This window comes from Yeosuana marina (genome assembly GCF_011762485.1).
Taxonomy (GTDB): domain Bacteria; phylum Bacteroidota; class Bacteroidia; order Flavobacteriales; family Flavobacteriaceae; genus Yeosuana; species Yeosuana marina.
This window is the reverse complement of record NZ_JAAKGI010000015.1, coordinates 24,567-47,431: the sequence shown is the minus strand read 5'-3', so window position 1 is coordinate 47,431 and position 22,865 is coordinate 24,567. Positions and strand designations below refer to the sequence as shown.

Sequence of the window (22,865 nt, the reverse complement as noted above, 5' to 3'; positions counted from 1 at the left end):
CAATGGTGCTATGGCCGTTCCTGTTCCTTCCACTACGGTAATATTGATAGGACTTCCATCAAAACATTGTGAAGCTATTGGTGCAATCGTTGGTTCTACGTCCTTAGTAAGATTTACAGTATCAGATTGTATACATCCATATGCATCTTTTACATAAACCGTATAATTTGCTGCAACAGCATTAAAAGTATTTGTAGCTGCCCAACCTGCACTAGCAGCTGTTGGAGCAGGATCTGATGTTAATAAAAGTTGATATGTATATGGTGCAGTACCATCTTGTGCGGTAGCTGAAATAACACCTAGTTCATTACAATTTTCATTTTTTGAAACAGATGCTGAAACTGATAATAAGTTTGCAGATTCTGAAATATTAACAGCTGGGGTAACTACACTACAACCTGCGTTAGTAGCTCCAACATCTTCGGTTATTACCACAACATAATTCCCTGGAGGTAATGATCCTAAATTAGTGACATTTAATGTACCATTAGCAGGTACGGTTCCAGAACCTGTGATACCCGTTGACACCAACGATAGTGAATCAAAAATTTCATAGGTGACGTCGGTTGTAACACCATAAACACTTGTTATATCAAAACTAACACTTCCATCCGCACTTCCTGTACAAGTCACATTATTTGCAGTGATTGCTGTAGCATCTAATGATGAATTTGTTGGAATAGGAATTGTTGAAGCTTCATAATAATAACAACTTGTTGATTCATCAAAAACGATAAAAGTATAAGCAGCTCCAGGTATTAAATTAGTAAATATAGTCTCTTTACTTCCTAAAGAACTTTCATCTTGCCATGGAGCTACAGTTGGGGAAGTATACGTCATCCCTGGACCTGTATAAATAGCAAAATGGAATGGTCCAGAACTAGCCAATGTAGTTCCTATTTGAACTAAAGCTGAACCTCCAGTAGAGCAATCAGCTGGCGGCGAACTTACATTTATATCTAAATCCGTTGGCGGAGATGCCACTAATACATCTTGAATCAATTGAGAACATCCATTTGCATCTACCACGAGAATTTGATAAAGTCCAAAATCTACTACATCGAAAGTAGTTGATGTTGTTCCTAAATTATTGAGTTCTGATCCTGAATAGCCATTAGAACTTGTAACAATATAGTCATAAGGAGCTGTTCCTCCGGTAACACCATCAATTATTACAGATCCTTGTGATACTCCTAAAGCTCCACAGGTAATAGGAACTGCATGATATGTTGTATTAATAGCAAGCGGTTCCGAAATTGTAATCGGGAATGTATCAATACAACCCTTTGCATCTGTAACCCTTATAATATAATCGCCTGCAGATAAGCCTGAGGTTTGTGTGCCATAATTTTGAGATGTTGTATTATTAAATACATTGATTACAAATGGTGCCAATCCTTTTGTATTATCAATTGTGATATTGATAGCAGCAGTTTCTTCACCATTACAAGAAATAGTTTGAGTTTCAATTACATTAGTAATATCTGGATTTACAATCGTATTCGTTGTTATAACATTGGTTTCCTTTGTACATCCATTAGCATCTGTAATTTCGAACTGATAGGTGTCTGCTGCAGGAGCTGTGTATGTAAATGAAGCTCCTACTATTGATGTTGGAACACCATAAGCCCCTGCTCCTATTTTAACTCTGTAACTATAAGGCGCGTTTCCACCAGAAGTTGTTACATCAATTGATGCTGCAGCTGGTGCTGAACATGTTAAATCTTTTGTTAAAAGTGCACTTGCATCAAGTGGCACATAGACGACCGTTGGAGTCGGACTGGTGTTAGTACAACCATTGGCGTCTCTAATAGTTACCGTGTAACTTCCTGGTGTATTCACTGTAAATGTTGGACTCGCTTGATACGATCCACCTCCATTAATACTATACTCATATGGTGGTACTCCTGAGGCTCCTGTAGCTGTAAAGGTAAATCCTGAAGCTACCGAACATTGATTAGATGCTACCGCTGGTGTGGTTACTGTTGGTGACGGATCTTCTGTAATGGTGATCGTATCTATTGTGATACATCCATTAGCATCCTGTACATACACATCCCAAACTAAATCCGTTGCGGAATTGGTATCAACGGTTATCACATTACTGCTGTCATAAACTACTGGTGCCGATGCTCCTGACACTACGGCTGCATAGATATAACTAGCTGTTCCGCCTGCTGGGGTTACCGTAATTTGTGAATTATCTTCTGTACAATATACGTTAGTTGAAGTTGCTGTAAAAGTTAATGGATTTGTTGGTTCTGTTATTACAATAGTCGTATTTGCTGTACATCCTGTAATATCATCTGATACTTCTAGAGTATAGCTTCCTGCAACTAAACCTGTTAAATCTACAGTACTTCCTGTTTGACTTAATGCTCCAGTTCCACTGGTTAATGTACTTGTATAAGTTCCTGCATATCCGGAAACTGTATATTGTATAGCTCCTGTATTATCTCCATAACATAATACATCACTTAATTTTAAGCCTGTAATTGTTATCGGTGTTACTGGAGCTACAGTATAAGATTCTGTATAATAACAACCATTAGCATCGGTTACTCTAAATACATAGGTTCCTGGCGCTAAGCCTGTAAATACATTAGATGCTTGTTTTGCAACAATTGTTGGTGATGGTGCTATAGTTTCATATTCCAATGGTCCAACGCCATCTGTAGCTGTTAGAGTAACATCTGTTGTTGTTGCTATACAAGTTACAGCTGCTGATGAAAATGTTAAATCTGTTGGTGGGTCTAAAGCTACTATCGTTATATTTTGAGGGGCTGTTGTACAGCCATTAGCATCTCTTACTACATAAGAAAATGTCTGATCAATTCCAGTATCATTTACTGTTAAGGTATTCGCTGAACTAAAGTTTGCGCCTCCATCAAAACTATATTGATAAGGTGCTGTTCCTGTAGTTGGAACTGCTATAGTTATTTCTGCTGATTGATTAGTATTAGTAGCACTACAACTCAAATCTGTTGCAGTTGCTGAAGCTACCAATGCTGTTGGTTCGGTTATGGTTACTGATACACTTGATGTACAGTTTTTACTATCTTGTACATAAAATGTATACGGTGATCCTGAAGCTGATAATCCTGTAAATAATGAGGTTCCTGTAAAAGTTATTCCATCATCGCTATATGTATAACCACCTGATCCACCTGATCCTACTAATTGTACGCTTCCATCTGATGCCCCATTACAACTAACGTTCGTTGCTATTCCTGTTACTACTGGATTGGTTATGGGGGATATTGTAATTACATTTGATACAGATTGACATCCTCTTGCATCTGTTATTTGGAATTGATAATTTCCACTTGATGCTGCTGTATAAACAAATGGTGAACCTGTTGACACTAAAGAACCGTAAGTGACTCCTCCATCTGTTGATACCGCGTATGAAAACGGTGCATATCCGCCTGTGATAGTTCCTGTGATTGTTGCATCTGGTGTTGCTGAACAATCTAATTCTTTTGTTAGCGTTGTATTTACAGTTACTTGTGGTGCTATTGTTTCTGTTGGCAATGCAACGGTACAACCATAAGCATCTCTTACAATAATATCATAACTTCCTGGTGTTAGGCTACTAAAAATATTGCTAGACCCAAAAGAACCTCCATTAATACTATATTCATAAGGTGTAACCCCTCCTGAAGCTATTACTTCAAGAGTTGCTCCATTTACAGGATCGTAACAATAGTCTGATGTCATGGCTATTGAAGCTGTTGGAGGTGCTGAATCTACAAGATTAATTGTATCTGTTGCAGTACATCCGTTGGCATCAGTGACTCTTACCGTGTAATCTCCTGCTGGCACATTTGTTAAAATACCATTGCTAGGAAAATTAGATACTAATGCTGATGTTGCTGTATCTAATAATTGGTATGAATAAGCAGTTGTTCCTCCAGTTGCTATCGCCGTTACCGTAGAACCTCCAAGACATGTTACTGGTGTTCCAGAAACACTAACTCCTAAAGGTGCTGGTGCCGTAATAGTTTGAGAAAACGTAAAACTACAGGTCTCATAGCGCACCATAAGATCATAATTACCTGCAGCCAATCCTGTAATAGTATATGGCGAGGTCATTTGTGTAGTCCAAGTGATACCATTATCAATTGAATATTCAAATCCACTAGCGGGATCAAAATTTTGTGCTGCTATTGTAATAGTTCCATCTGCACTTCCGTTACAAGTAACATTTGTAGATCCTGTTGTACTAGAAGCAAAGGCTTTTCCAGAATCAACAATAAATGGGAAGTCCACCTGTGTGACACAACTTTTTGGCAGTTGATATACACTAATATCATCAATAACAGCGTCGTTACCATTATAAAGAATACTTCCTGAGCGAATAACAAATGTTAAATCAGTATTATTACCTGGGTTTAGAGATAAGGATTTTAAATTCCAAATCTCGTTATTTTGAATTTGTCCAGTATTTTGCTCAGCGATTACTGCGCCTGTGTTATCTACTAATTGTATAATAAAATCTGGTTTTGCCCCACTTCGTGCAGCTCGTATTAAATTACCTAAGTATAATTCAACTTTTATATCTTGATTAGGAATAACATCAGAGATAGGCTTACTATATAAAATACCGTATGGTCCAGCTGCCGATCCAATATTCACTAACAAATATCTGCCATTAGGGTCAACTCCATTGGTCGTATGGTCCTTAAAATGATACCAAGCTCCTGTATTGTTAGCAGAAGGATCGTCTGACCTCCAAAAGAAACTAGCAACAGAATATTGATTATCTTCCACTGAACGCGTACCGCAGTTATATGGCGGATTTACACGCTGGTCATTAAAACAATAGGCACTTGCAATACCAGAACTTGTAGTTGGTGATCCACTTCCAAAGTCTTCCTTCAATAAATTACTATAGGTTGTTACACTTTGCAATATATACTCAACGGTTATTAAATGAGAACCATCTGAAACATCTAAAAATGTTTTAGGATCAGCGGTATTGGGATTTGGCACACCATCTAATAAATAATTATAATTAAAAGAGCTACTTCCAGGGTTGGTTACTGTTACTGTGGCACCGGCTGTTCCATCACAATTAAAATCAGGATCTGAAACATTGATAGTTGGTGCTACTGGTTCTGGGTCTAAAGTAATAGATGGCATAGCATAAATACAACCATTAGCATCTCGTATATACAACGTATAAGTTCCTGGTAACACATACGATTCATTTGTGGTTACCCAAGTAGCTTGGTTATCAAAACTATATTCATACGGTGGTGTACCACCTTGAGGGTTAGTAATACGTACTTTTCCTTCACCTGAAGGGCCGCATCCTGCTAATTCTGATACACCTGCCGAAGCTGTTAGTGCCTCATCTGGTTGGTTTATGGTAATGTTTTCTGGAATTGTAAAACATTCTGATGCTCCAAGAGTATATTTTATTATTGCCTGATAATTCCCTGGAGAAAGATTTGAAAAAACAGGATTAGAAACGTAAGTAATCCCATTATCAATACTGTATTCTAAAGTATATCCGTTAGCATTGGTAACATTAAACTGAATATCTCCAGAGTTATCATTATAACATAAAATATCTGTTGTACTGATAGTATAAACTGGTGCCGGATTATCATCTATCGTTATGGATGTCGTTGCAAGACAATTATTGGCATCATATACAATAATATTATAAACTCCAGGTGTCGTAACAACAATTACTGGGTCTGTTTCAATAGAGCCTCCATTTATAATATAATTATATGGTGGTGTACCTCCTACTGGGTTTATTGTAATCTCACCATCCGTACAGGTTAAAGGTTTAGTAATAGAAGCTGTTGCTGTTAATAAGGGTGGATTAATGATTTCTATATCTCCGCTATAAAAACATCCATCTTCGGTAGTTACTTCTATTGTATATATTCCAGGATTTAAGTTTTTAAACTCATAATCCTTTTCAACTATTGGACCAGCACTATTCACCAAGGTTCCCCCACTATAAATAGCATAAGAATATTGTGGTCTAACATCATTAGCGGCTATTTTTACAGAACCTAAATCTCCGTTACAATAAGGTTGTGTTATAACAGTTGACACTGTAAAATTTCTTTCACGGATTTGAATATCGGGTACAGTAAAAATACAAGGGTTAGAAGTTACTCCTACTTGTTTAATATATACCGTATAACTGTTTTGAGATGTAATTGGAAAAACATTGCTCGCTTGGTATGTTATATTATCAAGACTGTATTCATAACCACCTGGAACACCTCCTACAGTTATCTCTCCAGGCGTAGTACATATAATATCTTTGGTGGTAACTGTTGGATTTAATAAGTTCTGATAGACGTTAAAGTAATATCTATTAAAACAGCCTCCTGTATAATTTAACGTAATACGATATTGTCCAGAAGTATTAGCTGTAAAGTCAGGTCCAGTGCCTACTTGTGTCCATGTACAAGTTGAACTTTCATTAGCACAATCAGTATTTACAACTGCAGTACAACTACCTTCATCTAGCTTTTCCCAAATTATAGATGAGGTATCAGAAATACCCGTTTGAATAACTCTTTCGGCATTAGCACCACATAAAAATATATTGGGTAATAATTTCCCATCATTTGGACACGTAACAACCTCATCAGCAAATGGTGCTACAGGGTTCGTGATTGTATTTCCGAAAGGTATTACAGTAATCTCTTGATTAATAGACAAACATGGTGCAACTGCTGTATTATGAACATAATACGTTCCTGTGTTATTTACCGTTATTGATTGAGTTGTTCCAATAACTGGAGATCCTGATGGATCTGTAGACCATGAATATGAGCTATATCCGTTAGCCGCTGTTAATACTACACTGTCTCCACAAAGCGTTTCTGTTTGTGTAAATAAACAATCATCTACCCCAACTAAAAAATTAGTGGCTTTTGGTGTTAGTATACAGCCTGCATTACTATTAATACTTGGATCGTCAGAAATAGTAAAATTAGGATTAAAAACACCTTCATAGGTTGCATAAGCCTGGTTATCTATACTATTAGAACAGGCATCGCTCAACATATTACAAGAAGGCACTACTTGTACTTTAAAACGAATTTCTTCTGGTGAAGGATCGCCTTCTGTCACAACCCAATCCTCAACTTCGAAAACAATTTCTCTCGTTATCGGATCGTAACTTTTAACAGATACACCCGGTGGTAATATGTCCAAATCTGAAGGGTAATTAAAAAGAACGTTTATAGGAAGAACATCTCTAATGGTGAGCTTAGTGGCATCGTCATTCCCTATATTTTGAAAACCAATTACATAATTTAATTCATCACCAAGTGTAACATTGGCGCCTCCAATCTCATTTCCAAACTTATCTTCAACAATTTTAGTTAATAAAATTTTTGGTTCAATAATATCTACAGCAAAAGACGTTACAAAAGCTCCATAACCATCTCCACTAGTCGTTAATTTTAAATCTCCCGCAGTAGATCCATTAGGCAGAACACTATTACCTCCATTTGGTATTCTTACACTCTTAATATCAAAACCAAGAGCATTAGTACCATTTGGATTCCTATTGTTTAACCAAGCACCTTCATTAGTTAATCTGGAATTAAAAAAATTATTCCAAGGATTTAGTCCATCACTTATAAATGTATATGATCCAGATGTACTTGCTTTAAAACTATATGAATCTCCTTTAATTCCCCAATCTCCTTCTAAAGCAGACACCCCGATTTTGGCAATAACAGGAGAAGGCGCTGGTAAAGTTTGAAAACCAGCAACTGGAATTTCCAGAGAAGTACTTCCTTGAACACCTGCATATCCATCAAAAGTTGATATAAATTTACTTGGCATTGTAGGACTTTCATAGATAACAACAAGTGTCCAACCCGCAGCACATCCACCAGTTCTCCAACCTCTAGTAGCTCTTAAATTGGCAAGCGTATAAGTTCCATCGGCATCTGCTAACCCTTGTAATAAACTAGTTACATTTTTATAACAAATGATGGGTGAATCTTTAAAAGAGTTATTAATATTTACAGGGTCATAACCATCAAAAATAATATCATCTTCTTCTCCAACCGGATCTGGGTTATTATCTGCTACCAAATCAATAAAACCCCCTGTAGGTAGTTTAAATTTTACTTGATTCCAGTCATTTAATCTAGGCGTCCCTACAAATTGTTGATTTTTATTGGTAGCGACTTCTAAAGGATAAATAGACGCCCAATATAACCCGGCATATAAAATACTTTTACAGGAATTATTGATATTTAAATCTGCTGTACTTGAACTAAAAATTGACGGATCACCTCCACTGGCAACATTTATATATTCGCCTTCAAGATTATTATTATTGGTTGTTCCATTATATGGTAACGAAACACTTTTACCAGTAATTATACTATTACCTATTAAAACAATATCCCCTTTTACTTTAACACTACCACCTGGTAATCTTGGAGTAAATGGTACAGCAAGTTGAGAAAAAGCTGTTGCACTGCTCAATAAAGCTAAACAAAACACCAATTGGTAAGTTCCTTTTTTTAGTCGTAATAAATTACTCCAACCAAAAGTATCTGAAACTACTAAACCACCTGCTTTTTTTGTAATCGTAGTGAAAACGGATATTATTTTTTTAGCAAAATTTTCTAAAAAAAAGAGTCCAGAAAGTAGTAAATCCAAAAAAGTAATTTTTTCCATTATAGCTAATTTTAGTATTTCTTTATCTCCTTTTAAGCAAATCAAAAAGAAACATTACTTGTTGTTACTATACATCTAAAATCAGCTAATGTAGGCTTTATACTACTACTAAAATTTTTAATCTGAATTAAAATGTATTTTAACGAGATAAATATCGTAAAATTTTTCTAATAAAAAGAACAAAAATCAAAAAAATATGCACTTAATCCAATTTTTATGCATTTAAACGGTAAAAGCTTATTTTGTTTAGAAGAATTATATTACAAAATAAGCTTTAATGAGTTCTTAATTTTCAATTTTCACAATAGACATTTTGCTATTGTATGGTTTACTTCCTTTTTCTTTTAAAGCATTGTTTGCTGCTGCTAAATCATTAAACTTTTCATAGTAAATAAAGTATTTACTTGAATTAACATCATAGAAGAAGTTAATATTAGATTGCCCAGCTTCAACTGCTTTTGTTAAGAAGTCATCTCTTTTAGCTACGCTGCTATGAACGGCAATCACTAAATAATAACCACTCTCAACATTTTTAACATCTTTAATAATTTGTATGTTACTTTGCTCTTCACCAAAATCAAAATCTTCTGTCTTTAATGGTACCGAGCTTACTGAGGTATTTGCTTTTATTTGATTTAACCTTGCTCTATCTTTTTCATACCTGTCCTCTTCATTATCATAGGTTGCTCGTTTAATTCTACGTTTTCTCTCTATTTCTGTAGCTATTTTAATTTCCTCTAATTTCGACACCAAATTTTCTTTGGTTTTTATAGTTTGTGTTTGAAGAGATTTTAATTCATTAATTGTTTTTTGATAATACATACTTGTAGAATCTTTTTTGTTAGATTCTTTATACAATCTGTTTAACTCATTTATTTTATCATCTTGCTTCTTAATAACATTGTCAATTTCTGACTTCAAAGATTCTAAAGCTTTATTCTCTGCTGTTACACTTTTAAAAGGTTTAGGTTGTTTGAAAATACCTTTATCACCTAAATCATTTTCTTCTTTTAAATCTTTAAGATCTTGCTCTTTACTTGCTATCTTCTCACTTAATTTTGTTAATAAATCTTCCTGAGCTTTCTTGGTTTCATTAGTAAATCTAGCCAATTCGTCTACAGGTTTATTACTATCGTTAGCTGGTTGAGTTACTACTTTTTCTTTGGCTTTAGCATCTGCTTCTGCTTTAGCTTTTGCCTCTGCTAATTTAGCTTTTGCTGCGGCATCTGCTTTAGCTTTAGCTTTAGCCTCTGCTGCTAATTTAGCTCTCTCTTCTGCTGCTTTTGCTTTGGCTGTGGCCTCTGCTTTAGCTTTGGCTTCGGCGTTTGCTTTTGCTTTGGCTGCTTCTAATGCTAATTTAGCTTTGGCTTGAGCCTCTAACTTAGCTTTGGCTTCTGCTGCTGCTTTGGCTTTAGCTAGTTCTGCTAATTCATTAACATTTGTTTTAGCCTGTGCCTCTGCTTTAGCTTTGGCTTCTGCTGCTGCTTTTGCTTTGGCTTCTGCATCTGCTTTATCTTTCGCTTCAGCTGCTAACTTAGCTTTGGCTGCGGCCAACTTAGCTTTAGCTGCCGCGTCTGCTTTTGCTTTCTCTTCGGCTGCTAACTTAGCTTTGGCTGCGGCATCTGCTTTTGCTTTCTCTTCGGCTGCTAACTTAGCTTTGGCTGCGGCATCTGCTTTTGCTTTTTCTTCGGCTGCCAACTTAGCTTTAGCTGCGGCATCTGCTTTAGCTTTCTCTTCCGCTGCTAACTTAGCTTTAGCTGCGTCATCTGCTTTAGCTTTCTCTTCCGCTGCTAACTTAGCTTTAGCTGCGGCCTCTGCTTTAGCTTTCTCTTCCGCTGCTAACTTAGCTTTTTTATCAATTTTAGGTTTAGTAACCGTTTTTGGTTTTGTTTTAACTGGTCTAGACTTTTTAATAGGTGTAATAAGTGCACCTTGCTCATCATCATCACCATATATATATCGTTCATTGTTTTTAAACCTATATGCCAACGTAATTTCATGAGAACTTCCGAAAGTTGTCAAATCACCCATGGCCTTTTCATAATTATACTCCATAGCAATTTGGGAGGTAAGATTAAAACCTATTCCTCCTGAAAGCCCGTAAAGACTATTATAACCTGCCTGAGCCCAAAGTCCTTTTGGAATACTAAGCATCGCTATTCCTGAAACAACTGTTTGATCCTTTTTAAACTCAGACCTCACTAAACCAGAAAATTTAGCTTCTTCAAAGAAACCACCTCTAGCCAATAAATAACCTGTATACATAAGATGCGCCTGAATACTTCGTTCAGGATCATCTTCAACCATTTTTGAGGTTTTTAAGTTATATAATGCTAAATTGTTTATTGACAAACCAAAATCGAGAAAAGCTGTTCCATAGTTTATTCCAGGATTTATGGTTAACAATGAATTTGAAGGAATATTATCTAATGACGGATCTGGAAAGTTTGTTACAACCTTTCCATTATTGATACCACTTTTATAAAACCCAAGATTCATACCAAATGTTAAATTGCTTTCTCTGTTAATAGCAACATTATAAGCGTAATTTAACACACCTCCAAAGGTTGTAAGTACTCCATAATCCTGTTGAAACAAGCCAACACCAATACCAGAGTTTTCACTAAACCTACCGCCGTAACTCAACAAATAAGTTTGTGGAGCATTATCAAATTGAACCCATTGTCTTTTATTATAAATACTTACATACTTATTTTGTTCTCTAACAAAACTAAATGTAGGATTCATTATATATCTATTAAACTTTAAAGAATTTCTAACAGGTAATGCAAACGAAACAACTCCATCCTCTTGAGATTGAGAATAGAACTGTTGTGTAGCACAAAAAAATAAAACGATGTATAATAGATATTTCTTCATCTTATTTAATTACTGTTATTGATCCTTTTCTTGTTTTATTATCTTGTGTTGTGATAATATAATAGTAAACTGGGTTTACTGATTTAAAATTTAATCCATCCTGAGGCCAATCGTTTTTATAGTCATTTGTTTTAAGGACTATTTTTCCTTGAGAGCTTATTATTAAGACCTCCGAATTTGTGCCGCTAACATACTCAGTAGGAATCACCCAGGTATCATTAATACCATCTCCATTGGGGCTAATTACATTAGGTATATCTGCTACATCTGGAAATTGATTAGATTCTTGCACTTCAAATACAAGCTCACTAGAGATGTTGCAACCAACCGTTTGTGTTATAACGACCTTATAAATTCCTCCTTGAGTAACTTCATAACTACTCGTAATAGCTCCCGAGATAAGAGTATCATTAAAATACCAATCATATTGTGGAGTATCAGCGTCTGTTGTTACCGTTGCAACCAAAGTTTCATCTGATTCAATAACATTAACATCTAATACATCTAAGCTACTTGTGAATTGTTCTACTTGAAGATCTATAGAAGCATTTTCTGTACAACTTCCAAAGTTAATATCTACAGCGTATGTCCCTGCCTCACTAGCATCATAGGTTTGATTTGTTTCTCCTGTAATAGCTTGTCCATCTTTATACCATTGGTAACTATTACCAGTAACACTACTGCTTAATGTAGTTGCACCGCCACTTGGACAAAATGGATTGCCTAAGCTAGAATCTACTGTAGCTGCGGTACCACCAGAAGCTTCACTTACAGTAACACGATTTGAATACGAGTTAGATGTACAGGATCCGTAATTGGTTTCAACAAAATAAGTTCCAGGTTCGCTTACAGATAAAGTAGATCCTGAATCAACAAAAACTGATGTAGTTGATGTTAATTCCTTATACCAATTATAGGTTAGCGACGGATAGTTTAATGGTGAATCGTTAGTACCTGTTCCGGGATTATCTATGGTTAATAAATAATTTCCTCCAGTACAATATACGGCTGTTGCCACTAAATTATTAATAGAAAAGGGACTGTCTTGAACTTTAAAATACGCAGGAAACGCAACTGAACTTGAACTCGTTGAAGCTGGTGATGTACTTTTTATTCTAATCTTATAACCTTCTCCTGCTACGGTTTCTGGAAATGAAAAATTTAAAGTTGCAGGAGATGTTACTACACTACCTGCTGTTGAAGTAAATATTACTGTAGCATCTATAAAACTTCCTGATGCATCTGAAAGCTCTATAATAAATTGATTTGAAGCATTTACTGATGACTCAGGTGAAAATGTAAATGTAGCATTATAACTATTAAATGATGGACTTGCACATGCTTGAGTAAAACCTAAATTTGGTGTTCCAAGAACAACTTGAGCGCAAACATTTTTAGTAAATGATAGAGCTAACAAAAAAAAGACATTAATGGTAAAACTTCTCATGCTGTTTTTTTTAAAGGCTATACTTCTTAATACACTTTAAATTCTAACATCTTGTTAGAATTTGTATACACATATTTAGTTAATAATTTAAGAGTTATGGTGTAATAGAAACTCTTTAAGGCTTGATTAAATAATTACTTAAACTTCTTTGCCCTTAATTCATTAAATCTAATCTGAGTCTACGTTTGTTGCTGCTATTTTATTAATTCTTAATCTAAAGTCAGGTCGTTTTGAGTTTTTTATATCAATAAATGTTTCTGAATTACGCCCTTTAGAGTATACATTAAAAAATGCACGGTTCCCATACCAATTTTCTAAATCTTCATTATTAGAATTGTTTTCAACAAAAATGTTTCCATTACAATTATTGAAATACATATCACTAAACTTGATTTTTTCTAAGTTATCAATATTGATATTAATGTCATCCTCTAATATAACTGCCGGATTAAATCCTGAAATCACACTCCTGTCCATATCTAAAGACGTGTTTGCTCCAATATAGACAGCTTCTTTAACTAAACCCATTTTTATATCGTTCTCTAAATTTTCACTCGTATTAATAAATGTTAAGTTTTTGGCAATCACAGAGGTTCCTTTTTTAGAAAAATCAACTTCTTCCTTTTTATCATAAGAACGAATTTGTAAACATCTGGAGCCACTACTACTTGAAATGTAAGGCGATCTGATAGCTAAAGAGTTTACTAACTGACTTTGCGTTCCAAAATTAAAACCATAATCATTATTGTTTGAATTATAAGAAACCATATTAGTTAGGTTAACATCGCCTCCCCATACTTCAAATGAATCACCAGCAGAAAAACTTACCATGACGTTTTCGAATGTGGTTTTATTACCAACACCTGCCAATAATAGTCCATTAAAATTGCCAACTCCTCTAATTCTTTTACCTGCATATTCTATTCTAACATATCGCAAAATACCAGAGTTACTTTTTAAATCAGTACCTCCAAAATTTGTATACACATAATCAGCTGCATTCAGTTCTGAATGATAAGAAGCTACAGAGCCGTTTCCGAATTTATTAGAAGGAGCATCACCGAGAATAATTAAACCTCCCCAGTCACCAGATCTTTTAACACCACGGTTTGATGTGAATACAATTGGATCTGTTTCTAAACCGTCAGCGATAATTTTAGCTCCTTTGGTAATTGTGAGAGATGCTTTAGATGCATAATCACCAATTATTACTGTTCCTGGCTCTATAGTGAGAGTAGCATTATCTGTAACAAAAACACTTCCCATTAAAAGGTACACATGCTTTTTATACAATTTAGTATCTTGACTAATCTTACCCGCTAAGATTTGAGTAGCTTCACCATAATCAACTTGATTAGGGTTAAACTCTGTCCAGTTATTTAGCCAATTATTAGCACCTACTATCCCCTTCTCTTGTTGGGCGTAGGTGTTCCCAATTACTAAAAGAATAATCCCTATAATATGAGCAAATTTTTTCATCTCAAAAAATTAATTATTAATATTCTGTCAATTAATATGCAATTATAATAAAAAAATCCTATAAAATGCAATTTTTATCGATAAAATGCATTATTTGATTAATTTACTTATGTCAACAACGATACAATAGTATAAAAAAATCCTATAAAATGCAAATTTTATCGATAAAATGCACTTTTAAATTTAAATTATTAATAAATTTTATGCGGTTTTGACGCCTTAAGCGTTAAAACTATTTAGGTTTAAGCAATTTTGGTGCCATAAGCACTGAAACTATTTCCAAATTAAATAAAACACTCTTCTCAAAAAGAATAAGAAGTAGATTCTAAGGATAGTTTCGCATTATTAAAATTAAGTCAGTAATGTAATAGACCCCTATTCAAATTCTCAGAAGGAAATTATGAAAGTAGATCCCATAAAACCAGACTAAGATGAGTTATTAAATGTTAAAGATTTAAATAAAAAAGAGAACATTCTGCAATACAAAATGTTCTCTTATTATACTATATAAAAATACCATAACTTAAATTAATAAATTAGTGGTATTGACCATACTCATGCAAGGATTTTAAAGTTTCCTCAAAAAATAAAATTCCAGAAATTAAATTTGTAGTATCTGAATATGGCAGCATTTTCTTTTGAAATTCAGTACTATTTTTTAGATAATCGTCAGTAGACTCAAATTCTGAATCTAAAGCCTTTCTATTATCACTATTATTTGGAATACCCAAATCCTCCATAGTAACACCTGGTTTCGTCGTAAATGCTATATACGGTAATATTTTTACAAGAACATCAATACGCTCAATATAAAGATCTAATAATTCTCCTTTTTGCATATTTTGTAGTTCCTCTATATCATGATATTTGCTAATTGAAACATTATCTCTAATAATATTTTTAGCGGCATTCTTTTTCTGAGCAAAACCAATATTTGCTACTAAAAACATGCTAATACTGAATAAAAAAATCTTTAATTTCATATCTAAGACTTAAGGTTGAAAAAACAAATTTATGTAATTAATCGTAAAAAACAAGCATTTTGTCGAATTTTTACAATAAAAAGTAAAATATTTTATTTTTTAAGAAAGATTAATACTACAAAGTATATTTAAGTTGTTCAAAACATTGCATTTATGAAATTGTTACTGCACAAAAAAATGAGTCAAAAAATTAAAAGAATGTTTAAAACAACAACTATTATAATTAATGCAATAAATATTAATTACAACTAATACTAAAAAATTAAAATATACATCCTCACATAAAAATCAAATCTTGTAACTTAAATATAATATCAAATAAAAAACCTTCACCAAAAAAGGCAAAGGTTCTCTATAAATTCCGTGGTTGTCAAATTTAAAGTGTATTTTACGGATTCAAAAGCCCTTCAAATTATAAAATCATATAGAAAACATATATAGTTTTAAGTTTATTGATTATATTTTTATACTATACTAATAAGCGTTTTTGCTTTCCTTCTTTAATAATACCTTTTATTAGTTTAAAAACTTGTTTTTTAATAGCTCTATAGTTATTTTGAAAATTACTAACATCAATAATGAGTCTTAAATGTTCCTTTCTATAAGCTTCCTCCTCTTTTATTTGGTCGATACCGTCTACTAATATATCCAATGCCCTCTCATGCCCTTTCACTTCTTTAAGTATGTTATTAGTTTCTTTATCAAATGCTTTTAATTCATCAACAATCACCTTACTTTTTTTAAAGTGTTTTGAATCTACAAGTTGAATCGTATAAGATTTAATTAAATCATCAAAGAATAATTGCTCGTCTCTAATAAATTCTATTTCGGACAACCAGTTAAGAGTAGCTTTGTGAATAATTTCTGGACTAAGCCATTCTTGGTATTTCGATGTAGATTGATTTGTTTCCATCTTTTTATCTTTTTTAAATTAAAAAAAGCAGAAAACAAATATTTACTTTCTGCTTTTGGAAAAACTAAATAACTTCAATAATTTTTTTTGGATGTTCATTTTTAATAACCTCTTCTTTTTTTAAAAGTTTAATTTTTAAAACCCCATTTTTATAAGTGGCTTTGACATCTTGTTCTAAATCTACAGATGTTGGAAGCATCATGGATCTTTTAAAGGATTTGTAACTAAACTCTTTTCGAGAGTATTTACCTTCTTTTTCATCTTTTTCGATTTCTTTTTCTCCAGAAACGTGAAGAACGTCTTCTTCTATATCAACATTAAAATCTTTTTTGTTAAATCCAGGAATTGCTAATTCAATTTCAAAATCTTCTTTATGTTCTTTAATGTTCATTGCTGGCATCAGACTATCGTCTTCAAAAAAATCATCTTTAAAAACGTCATCAAATCGTAAAAGATTACTCAAATCCTCAATATCAGTGCGAAATAATCTGTTTTTCCAAGGTCTTAAAAAACTATTACTCCAAGGGGTTAACAACCCATTTTCAAAAGGTGTTAATTCGCTTTGTTTTCTGTGTTTTTTTAGCGTTGTCATAATATTATTATTTTAAATTAAACTTATTTTGCAACACTAATGTACTCTCTAAGCAGATAATTTGCACTGATTTATATCAGTGAGGCACAGATACTTTAATGTACTTTTGTTAACCCTTGTTAGTTATTAATTACCATATAATTTTATAATACTAAACCATTAATTTTTGAATATCTGATAGTTTGGGTATTGTAACATTCCATTGATAAGTATCTTTAATTTTGATGCGAAATGCATCTAAGGCAGGTGGCTCACCATGAATTAAGAATACATTTTTAGGAATATTCTTAATATTACTCATCCAGTTTAATAAATCCATTTGATCTGCATGAGCAGACAGACTTTCTATACTTTTAATGGTAGCTTTAACAGGATAATATTTTCCAAAAAATTTAATTTCATGAGCGCCATCTTGCAATTGTCTTCCACGAGTTCCTTCTGCTTGATAACCAACCAATAAAACAGTGGAAGAAGCTTCATCTATTAATTGTTGCAAATACGTTAGCACGCGTCCACCAGTTACCATGCCGCTACCAGCTATAATAATTTTAGATTTTTTATTATCAATGGTTTCCCATGTTTCTTTGTATGATTCTAAAATAGTTACATGATTGCACATTGCTTTATAGTCTGAAACAGATAATTTATGCCACTTTGGGAAACGTTGAAAAACCTCTAAAACTTTATTTCCCATAGGGCTATCAATAAATATAGGAATGTTTGGTATTTTATTGCTTTTATAAAGTTTCCATAAAATATAAATAAGTGTTTGTAATCGTTCTACCGCAAAACTTGGGATAATTAAATTTCCTCTTTTTAAAATGGTTTCTTTTATTAATTGTGATAAGATTTCTTCAATATCCTCTTCTTTATGCAATTTATTGCCATAGGTACTTTCAATAAATAAAAAATCTGCCCATTCTGGTTTTTTAGGGTCATCTAATAAATAATCATTCTGTCTGCCAATATCTCCTGAAAAAACAAACCGTTTTCCATTGATATCAAGTTCAATATATGTAGCCCCAATAATATGCCCGTTATATTGAAAGCGATAAGATATATTTTTAGAAAGTGTAAACCATGTATCAATCATTTCTACTTGAAATAGTCCAATGGTTTTTTCTGCTTCAAGCATAGTATAGAACGGTAATGCAGGTCTGTGCTTTGTATAGTTTTCCTTGTTTGCTCTTTGGGCATCCTCTTCTTGAATTTTAGCACTATCCTTTAAAATAATTTCTGCAATTGCCAATGTAGGTGCTGTACCTATAATTTTACCATTAAAACCTTGTTTTAATAATCTTGGTAAATAGCCAACATGATCTAAATGGCCATGGGTTAATAATACAACATCTATATTTTTAACATCAATTGGAAGGTCTATCCAATTAAGTTCTCTTAATTCTTTTAGACCCTGAAACATACCGCAGTCTATCAATATGTTTTTTTCTGAAGTTTCAAGAAGAAATTTAGAGCCTGTAACTACCCCTGCTCCTCCTAAAAAATTTATGTTAACAACATTTTCCATTGGTATGATTTTAATTCTGACAAAGCATTTTTATTTCTTTCATAATTCTTTCTTTTCTTGTTTCTGAAACACCTAAATGATCTAGATAAAAAGCATCACCGACTAACTCTCTGCATAACACAATATCTCTGCTTAATAAAAACTGTTTTTCTCTGTTGGTTAATAATGTAGAAACGGTTATTGGATATAAGCCTAAGCGGTCTATTCTATCTTTTAGCCCATTGTCCTTTGGATAATTCCAACTTAATAAATAAAGATTAACACAGTTACCATATTGCAGGGCATCTTCTGTAAAGCGTGTATTTGTTACTACCCAACCATTTGTGAGTTTAGTGCCATTTTTAGGATTAGAATTCCAATGAGACTTTACATCGTTATATCTTGAATTTATATAAAGTGGAATTTTTACATTACAATTAAGTCCTTGATCATTATGAAATTTGCATTCAATAATAGTGGTTTCATTGTTTTTATGTGCAATCACATCTATTTCATGCGTAACACATTGCCCTTGTAAAATCTTACCAACTTCGGTTTCGTAACCAGAAAATTTCAATATCGCACTTACAAAACGTTCAAAAGGAAAACCAGTAGGCCCCAGTTCATAAATTGCTTTTTTAAGTTTGTATTTGGAAGCCAAATAACTTTTCTTTTTTTTAAGCATTGCAAATGCTCTATTATAAATTTCCTTTGTTGAAATACCTTGATATAACTCATCTCTAACTGTATCAACAATTTGATTAACTGTTTGGTTATCTGCCCCGGTGCGTTTTAAAGACCCTCTTAATTTGTCTAAAGAAAATTTAGCTTTTTCACCTGATGATTTAATGATATCTATAGTGTTTGTATTCATGATTAAAATTATATAAAACGACAACTAATACTAAAGAAACCTACAACCTTTTGTTTTAAAAAAGACTTTAACCCAAGCTTTTGCTTGCCTTTTAGTCATGCTATCAGTTTTGACAACATCTATAATTTTCGTTGCTAAATCTTTATGCTTTTCTGTTAATTCCTTATAAAATTTTTCGCCAGTTTCTGCTGGTCCAAAAATTACAATCTCATCCACATCTTTAATTTCTGAAATAATAGTTTTAAAGTATTTTTTTAATTGATGTTTTTCGCGTTCTAAATATTTACGGTCTTGAACGCCATATTGTGGACCGCCTATTAATCGTCTACCAAAACCACCATGCACATGAACATTCTCAACATTTGAAAGAATGGTGATAAAACTTTCTTTGCTATCATGAAAAGTTACAATATGTGCTTTTATTTTATCTAACCATATCCCCACTCGTTTCATTTAATATAAAATTAAATTATCAAAAAAGTAATCCTGTTTAAATTAGAAACTTGAATTATAAAGACTGTTAGTTCATTCTGGAATAACTAAAAATGGCACTGTAGGTTTACATCCAATTTTTTTTATTACTGGTTCTTTTATTAATTTTTCGATAAAACTATGTTTATAATTAACCATAGCTAACAAATTAATACTTAACTCTGAAACAAAATCTTTAATTTCAACACATTTCGAAGCATAATGAGGCATCCAATGAAAACTATGATCATAGTCTTTCAAAAAACTTTTTAGGGATATTAAATTATACTTTTGAATATCGTCAAGCTCTTCTTCAATATTAATATGAACAATTCTAATCTTGGCATTGTATAAATCTGCCAATCGCAAAAAAGGCTCTAATTCATTATCACTATAAAAACGATTAAAATCTGTAGAAAAAGCTATTTGCTTTAGACTAACAAAATCAAACTCCTCAGGAACCACTAATACAGGACACATGCTCATATTGTTAATAAGGTGGACAGTATTCGTTCCAAATAAAAATTCTTTAGTGCCAGTTGCCCCTTTTGTCCCCATGATTATAAGATTTATTGTATGCTTACTTACAGCATCTACTATGGCTGCATTTAAATCTTTAATGCTTAAAATAATATCAAATTCATGATTTGGGTTTGCATCAGAACTTTCTGCCATCTCTTTTAATTTTAATAATTCTCTCATAGCATTGTCGCGCATGGTTTTAAGCAACTTATTTGAAAAGTTTGTCATAGTTGACACTTCCATGGTCGTTGAGTTTAAAAAATAAAATACACAAGCTTCATCCTTGTAAAGTTTTAAAGCATAAACGATTGCGCTCCATGAATTATCTGAAAAATCTGTTGGTAATAAAATTCTATTTTTCATAATTTAAATGTTATGGCCTTTTGAAGGAATGAGTAAAAATGGAATATTCAAATGGAAGCCTATTTGATTTATAGTTGATTTAAAAAACAGGTTTTCAAAAAATGAATGTTTATTATTAATCATAACTAACAAATTAATGCGTGATTTCCTTTGAAATTCAGTAATAGCTTCTTGAATTGATTCATTCGAAACCCTATGAAATAGATAGGTTGTGTTTTTAAAGAACTTTTCTAATTTTTGTTTGTTTGTTAATTGTTCTTCAGTTAAATCATAACCAAAAGAAACATTTAAAACATTTATTCTAGAAATGTACATAGATGTGATTTCTAATAAAGGCCTTAAAAATTCAGTATTATAATCTACTTCAAAATCTGTTGGAAATAATATTTCGTGAGGTGTTTCAAATTTAAAATCTTCAGGGATTGCAAGCACTGGGCATTTTATGCTTTTAAAAACATGCACGGTATGAGAACCAAATAACACCTCTTTTGCTCCTGTAGCACCTTTAGTGCCCATAACTACATAATCGATATTTTTTGCTTCAACAACCTCTTTTATTTCTGGAATAAGGTTATTAAAAACAGACATAGTCTCAATAGTATGTTTTGGGTTAGGATAGTCTTTTTTTAACCTATTCTCCATAGTTTTTAATTGTTTTAGCGAGGACTCCATAACAGGATCAGGGATATTAAATTCTGCAGGGTTACCCAACAAATACTCTACTTGATAGATTGTAGGTGTCCACGTGTTTAACAAATACATTTTACAAGTTTCATTTTTGAACAACTGTAAAGCATATTTTATAGCATTCCAAGAGTTCTTAGAAAAATCGGTAGGCAAGAGTATTTTTTTCATGATTTTTTCGATTTATAATTAGTCCCGTCTCATATTTTGTAATGCCAAAAATGGAATATCTAGATGCAGTGTAAATTCGTCTATTGTAGATTGAAACAATATATTTTCTAAAAAAGAATGTCTTGAATTTACCATGGCTAACATATCAATACTACTTTCTTTAATATATTTATAAACAGTATCTACAATATTTCGACCATTAGCAACTTTAAAATTGACAGTATTTTTGCATAAGGTTTCTTTAAGAAATGCCCTATTATCTTCTTGCCTCATTGAAAGATTTTTGCTTCTAGATATGTAAAGCATGTCTATAATTGCTCTAAAAGGAGCTGCTATTTCACAAAGTAATTTTAACTCTCTTCGTTTAAATGGAATCATATAATCCGTTGGAAATAGTATATGCTTTGGTTGTGTGTATTCGTAGTTTTCAGGTATTGCTAAAACAGGGCATTGCACATATTTTATAATCTGAAGGGTGTTGCTCCCAAACGTTAGGTTTCTATCATTTGTTATTCCACGAGTCCCCATAACAATAATATCGATATTTTGCTCATCCACAATCCTATCAGCTTCATCCATAAGAAGACTATTTGATGACACTACATTATAAGTATGTCGAGGGTTTGGTGAATATTCGTTAATGTTTTTAAGTGTTATTTGAAGTTGCTTTTTAGACCTTTTAGCAACCTCATCCTTAACCTTCTCTAAAGTCTCTCTTGTCAATGATGCTTCATCGGCATAAATCTCATCTTGATAAGCGTGCATAAAGTAAAACTCGCTTATCTCATACTTAAACAAATCAATGCCATAACGCATGGCATTCATTGCGTTCTCGGAAAAATCAGTGGGAATCAAAATCTTTCTCATGGCTGTTAATGGTTATAACTAAAGTTAAAGACTAAACTACAGCATCGCAATGATATTTATCAGACTGAAGTCTATGTGTAATCTCAGTTTTTTTTGAAATATACTCTTGAAGAATTACATTCAGTCTATAACAATCATTGTACTTTGTCTTTGACACTTTAGACTTAAACAAAAAAACGAGAAAGTAAATACTTTCTCGTTTTTTCACCTCATAGTGTCTTATTATTTTAGTAAGACATTAATTGTACTCATTAATGATATAACTTTAATAGAAACAGGAAGCCTAAACTTCCTGTATCCTAAAAGTATTTAATGTTATTATCTGGCTTTAAATTTCTATTTTCTGCTTTTCTGCAATACAATCAATATCACTAAAAATGCGTCTGAACTTTCTTGCTAAACAATAGCCTTAAACACTTTGTTTTAATCTTGC

Annotated in this window: 13 protein-coding genes; all 13 read right to left on the bottom strand. The window is 32.8% G+C overall.

The features are described 5' to 3' along the window. Positions 1 to 8,682, bottom strand: an 8,682-nt coding sequence (locus G5V56_RS12160) for a beta strand repeat-containing protein (RefSeq protein ID WP_166965372.1), incomplete at its 3' end; no start/stop codon positions are given. A 285-nt stretch (positions 8,683 to 8,967) separates the two neighbouring features. Then, positions 8,968 to 11,562, bottom strand: a complete 2,595-nt coding sequence (locus G5V56_RS12155; RefSeq protein WP_166965370.1) for a PorP/SprF family type IX secretion system membrane protein — start codon at positions 11,560 to 11,562, stop codon at positions 8,968 to 8,970. 1 nt (position 11,563) lies between these two features. Continuing rightward, the gene (locus G5V56_RS12150) at positions 11,564 to 13,009 is read right to left on the bottom strand and encodes a T9SS type B sorting domain-containing protein (protein ID WP_166965368.1); all 1,446 of its coding nucleotides are present in this window, start codon (positions 13,007 to 13,009) and stop codon (positions 11,564 to 11,566) included. A 168-nt stretch (positions 13,010 to 13,177) separates the two neighbouring features. After that, a complete protein-coding gene (locus tag G5V56_RS12145) occupies positions 13,178 to 14,488 on the bottom strand; it encodes a hypothetical protein (protein ID WP_166965366.1) in 1,311 nt (436 codons plus the stop codon). A gap of 536 nt (positions 14,489 to 15,024) precedes the next feature. Continuing rightward, a complete protein-coding gene (locus tag G5V56_RS12140; protein ID WP_166965364.1) occupies positions 15,025 to 15,471 on the bottom strand; it encodes a hypothetical protein in 447 nt (148 codons plus the stop codon). Between the two features lie 469 nt (positions 15,472 to 15,940). Then, on the bottom strand, positions 15,941 to 16,384 hold the full coding sequence (locus tag G5V56_RS12135) for a hypothetical protein (protein WP_166965362.1): 444 nt from the start codon (positions 16,382 to 16,384) through the stop codon (positions 15,941 to 15,943). 64 nt (positions 16,385 to 16,448) lie between these two features. Next, positions 16,449 to 16,976 (bottom strand): Hsp20/alpha crystallin family protein, encoded by a 528-nt coding sequence (locus tag G5V56_RS12130; protein WP_166965360.1) that lies wholly within the window; start codon positions 16,974 to 16,976, stop codon positions 16,449 to 16,451. A gap of 151 nt (positions 16,977 to 17,127) precedes the next feature. Further along, positions 17,128 to 18,501, bottom strand: coding sequence for an MBL fold metallo-hydrolase RNA specificity domain-containing protein (locus G5V56_RS12125; protein WP_166965358.1), 1,374 nt, complete (start codon positions 18,499 to 18,501; stop codon positions 17,128 to 17,130). Between the two features lie 10 nt (positions 18,502 to 18,511). Then, positions 18,512 to 19,354 carry an ATP cone domain-containing protein gene (locus G5V56_RS12120; protein WP_166965356.1) on the bottom strand — a complete coding sequence of 281 codons (843 nt, stop codon included), beginning with the start codon at positions 19,352 to 19,354 and terminating at the stop codon, positions 18,512 to 18,514. A 30-nt stretch (positions 19,355 to 19,384) separates the two neighbouring features. Next, positions 19,385 to 19,807, bottom strand: coding sequence for a hypothetical protein (locus G5V56_RS12115; RefSeq protein ID WP_166965354.1), 423 nt, complete (start codon positions 19,805 to 19,807; stop codon positions 19,385 to 19,387). Between the two features lie 72 nt (positions 19,808 to 19,879). Then, positions 19,880 to 20,710 (bottom strand): universal stress protein, encoded by an 831-nt coding sequence (locus G5V56_RS12110; RefSeq protein ID WP_166965352.1) that lies wholly within the window; start codon positions 20,708 to 20,710, stop codon positions 19,880 to 19,882. A gap of 3 nt (positions 20,711 to 20,713) precedes the next feature. Beyond that, a complete protein-coding gene (locus G5V56_RS12105; RefSeq protein WP_166965350.1) occupies positions 20,714 to 21,565 on the bottom strand; it encodes a universal stress protein in 852 nt (283 codons plus the stop codon). An 18-nt stretch (positions 21,566 to 21,583) separates the two neighbouring features. Beyond that, positions 21,584 to 22,432 carry a universal stress protein gene (locus tag G5V56_RS12100; protein WP_166965348.1) on the bottom strand — a complete coding sequence of 283 codons (849 nt, stop codon included), beginning with the start codon at positions 22,430 to 22,432 and terminating at the stop codon, positions 21,584 to 21,586. Positions 22,433 to 22,865 lie beyond the last annotated feature (433 nt).

Coding starts and splice junctions, on each gene's coding strand:
- G5V56_RS12110 (WP_166965352.1), bottom strand. CDS start 20,710: ATGAAAAATAGAATTTTATTACCAACAGATTTTTCAGATAATTCATGG.
- G5V56_RS12150 (WP_166965368.1), bottom strand. CDS start 13,009: ATGAGAAGTTTTACCATTAATGTCTTTTTTTTGTTAGCTCTATCATTT.
- G5V56_RS12105 (WP_166965350.1), bottom strand. CDS start 21,565: ATGAAAAAAATACTCTTGCCTACCGATTTTTCTAAGAACTCTTGGAAT.
- G5V56_RS12120 (WP_166965356.1), bottom strand. CDS start 19,354: ATGAATACAAACACTATAGATATCATTAAATCATCAGGTGAAAAAGCT.
- G5V56_RS12135 (WP_166965362.1), bottom strand. CDS start 16,384: ATGGAAACAAATCAATCTACATCGAAATACCAAGAATGGCTTAGTCCA.
- G5V56_RS12130 (WP_166965360.1), bottom strand. CDS start 16,976: ATGACAACGCTAAAAAAACACAGAAAACAAAGCGAATTAACACCTTTT.
- G5V56_RS12140 (WP_166965364.1), bottom strand. CDS start 15,471: ATGAAATTAAAGATTTTTTTATTCAGTATTAGCATGTTTTTAGTAGCA.
- G5V56_RS12145 (WP_166965366.1), bottom strand. CDS start 14,488: ATGAAAAAATTTGCTCATATTATAGGGATTATTCTTTTAGTAATTGGG.
- G5V56_RS12125 (WP_166965358.1), bottom strand. CDS start 18,501: ATGGAAAATGTTGTTAACATAAATTTTTTAGGAGGAGCAGGGGTAGTT.
- G5V56_RS12155 (WP_166965370.1), bottom strand. CDS start 11,562: ATGAAGAAATATCTATTATACATCGTTTTATTTTTTTGTGCTACACAA.
- G5V56_RS12115 (WP_166965354.1), bottom strand. CDS start 19,807: ATGAAACGAGTGGGGATATGGTTAGATAAAATAAAAGCACATATTGTA.
- G5V56_RS12100 (WP_166965348.1), bottom strand. CDS start 22,432: ATGAGAAAGATTTTGATTCCCACTGATTTTTCCGAGAACGCAATGAAT.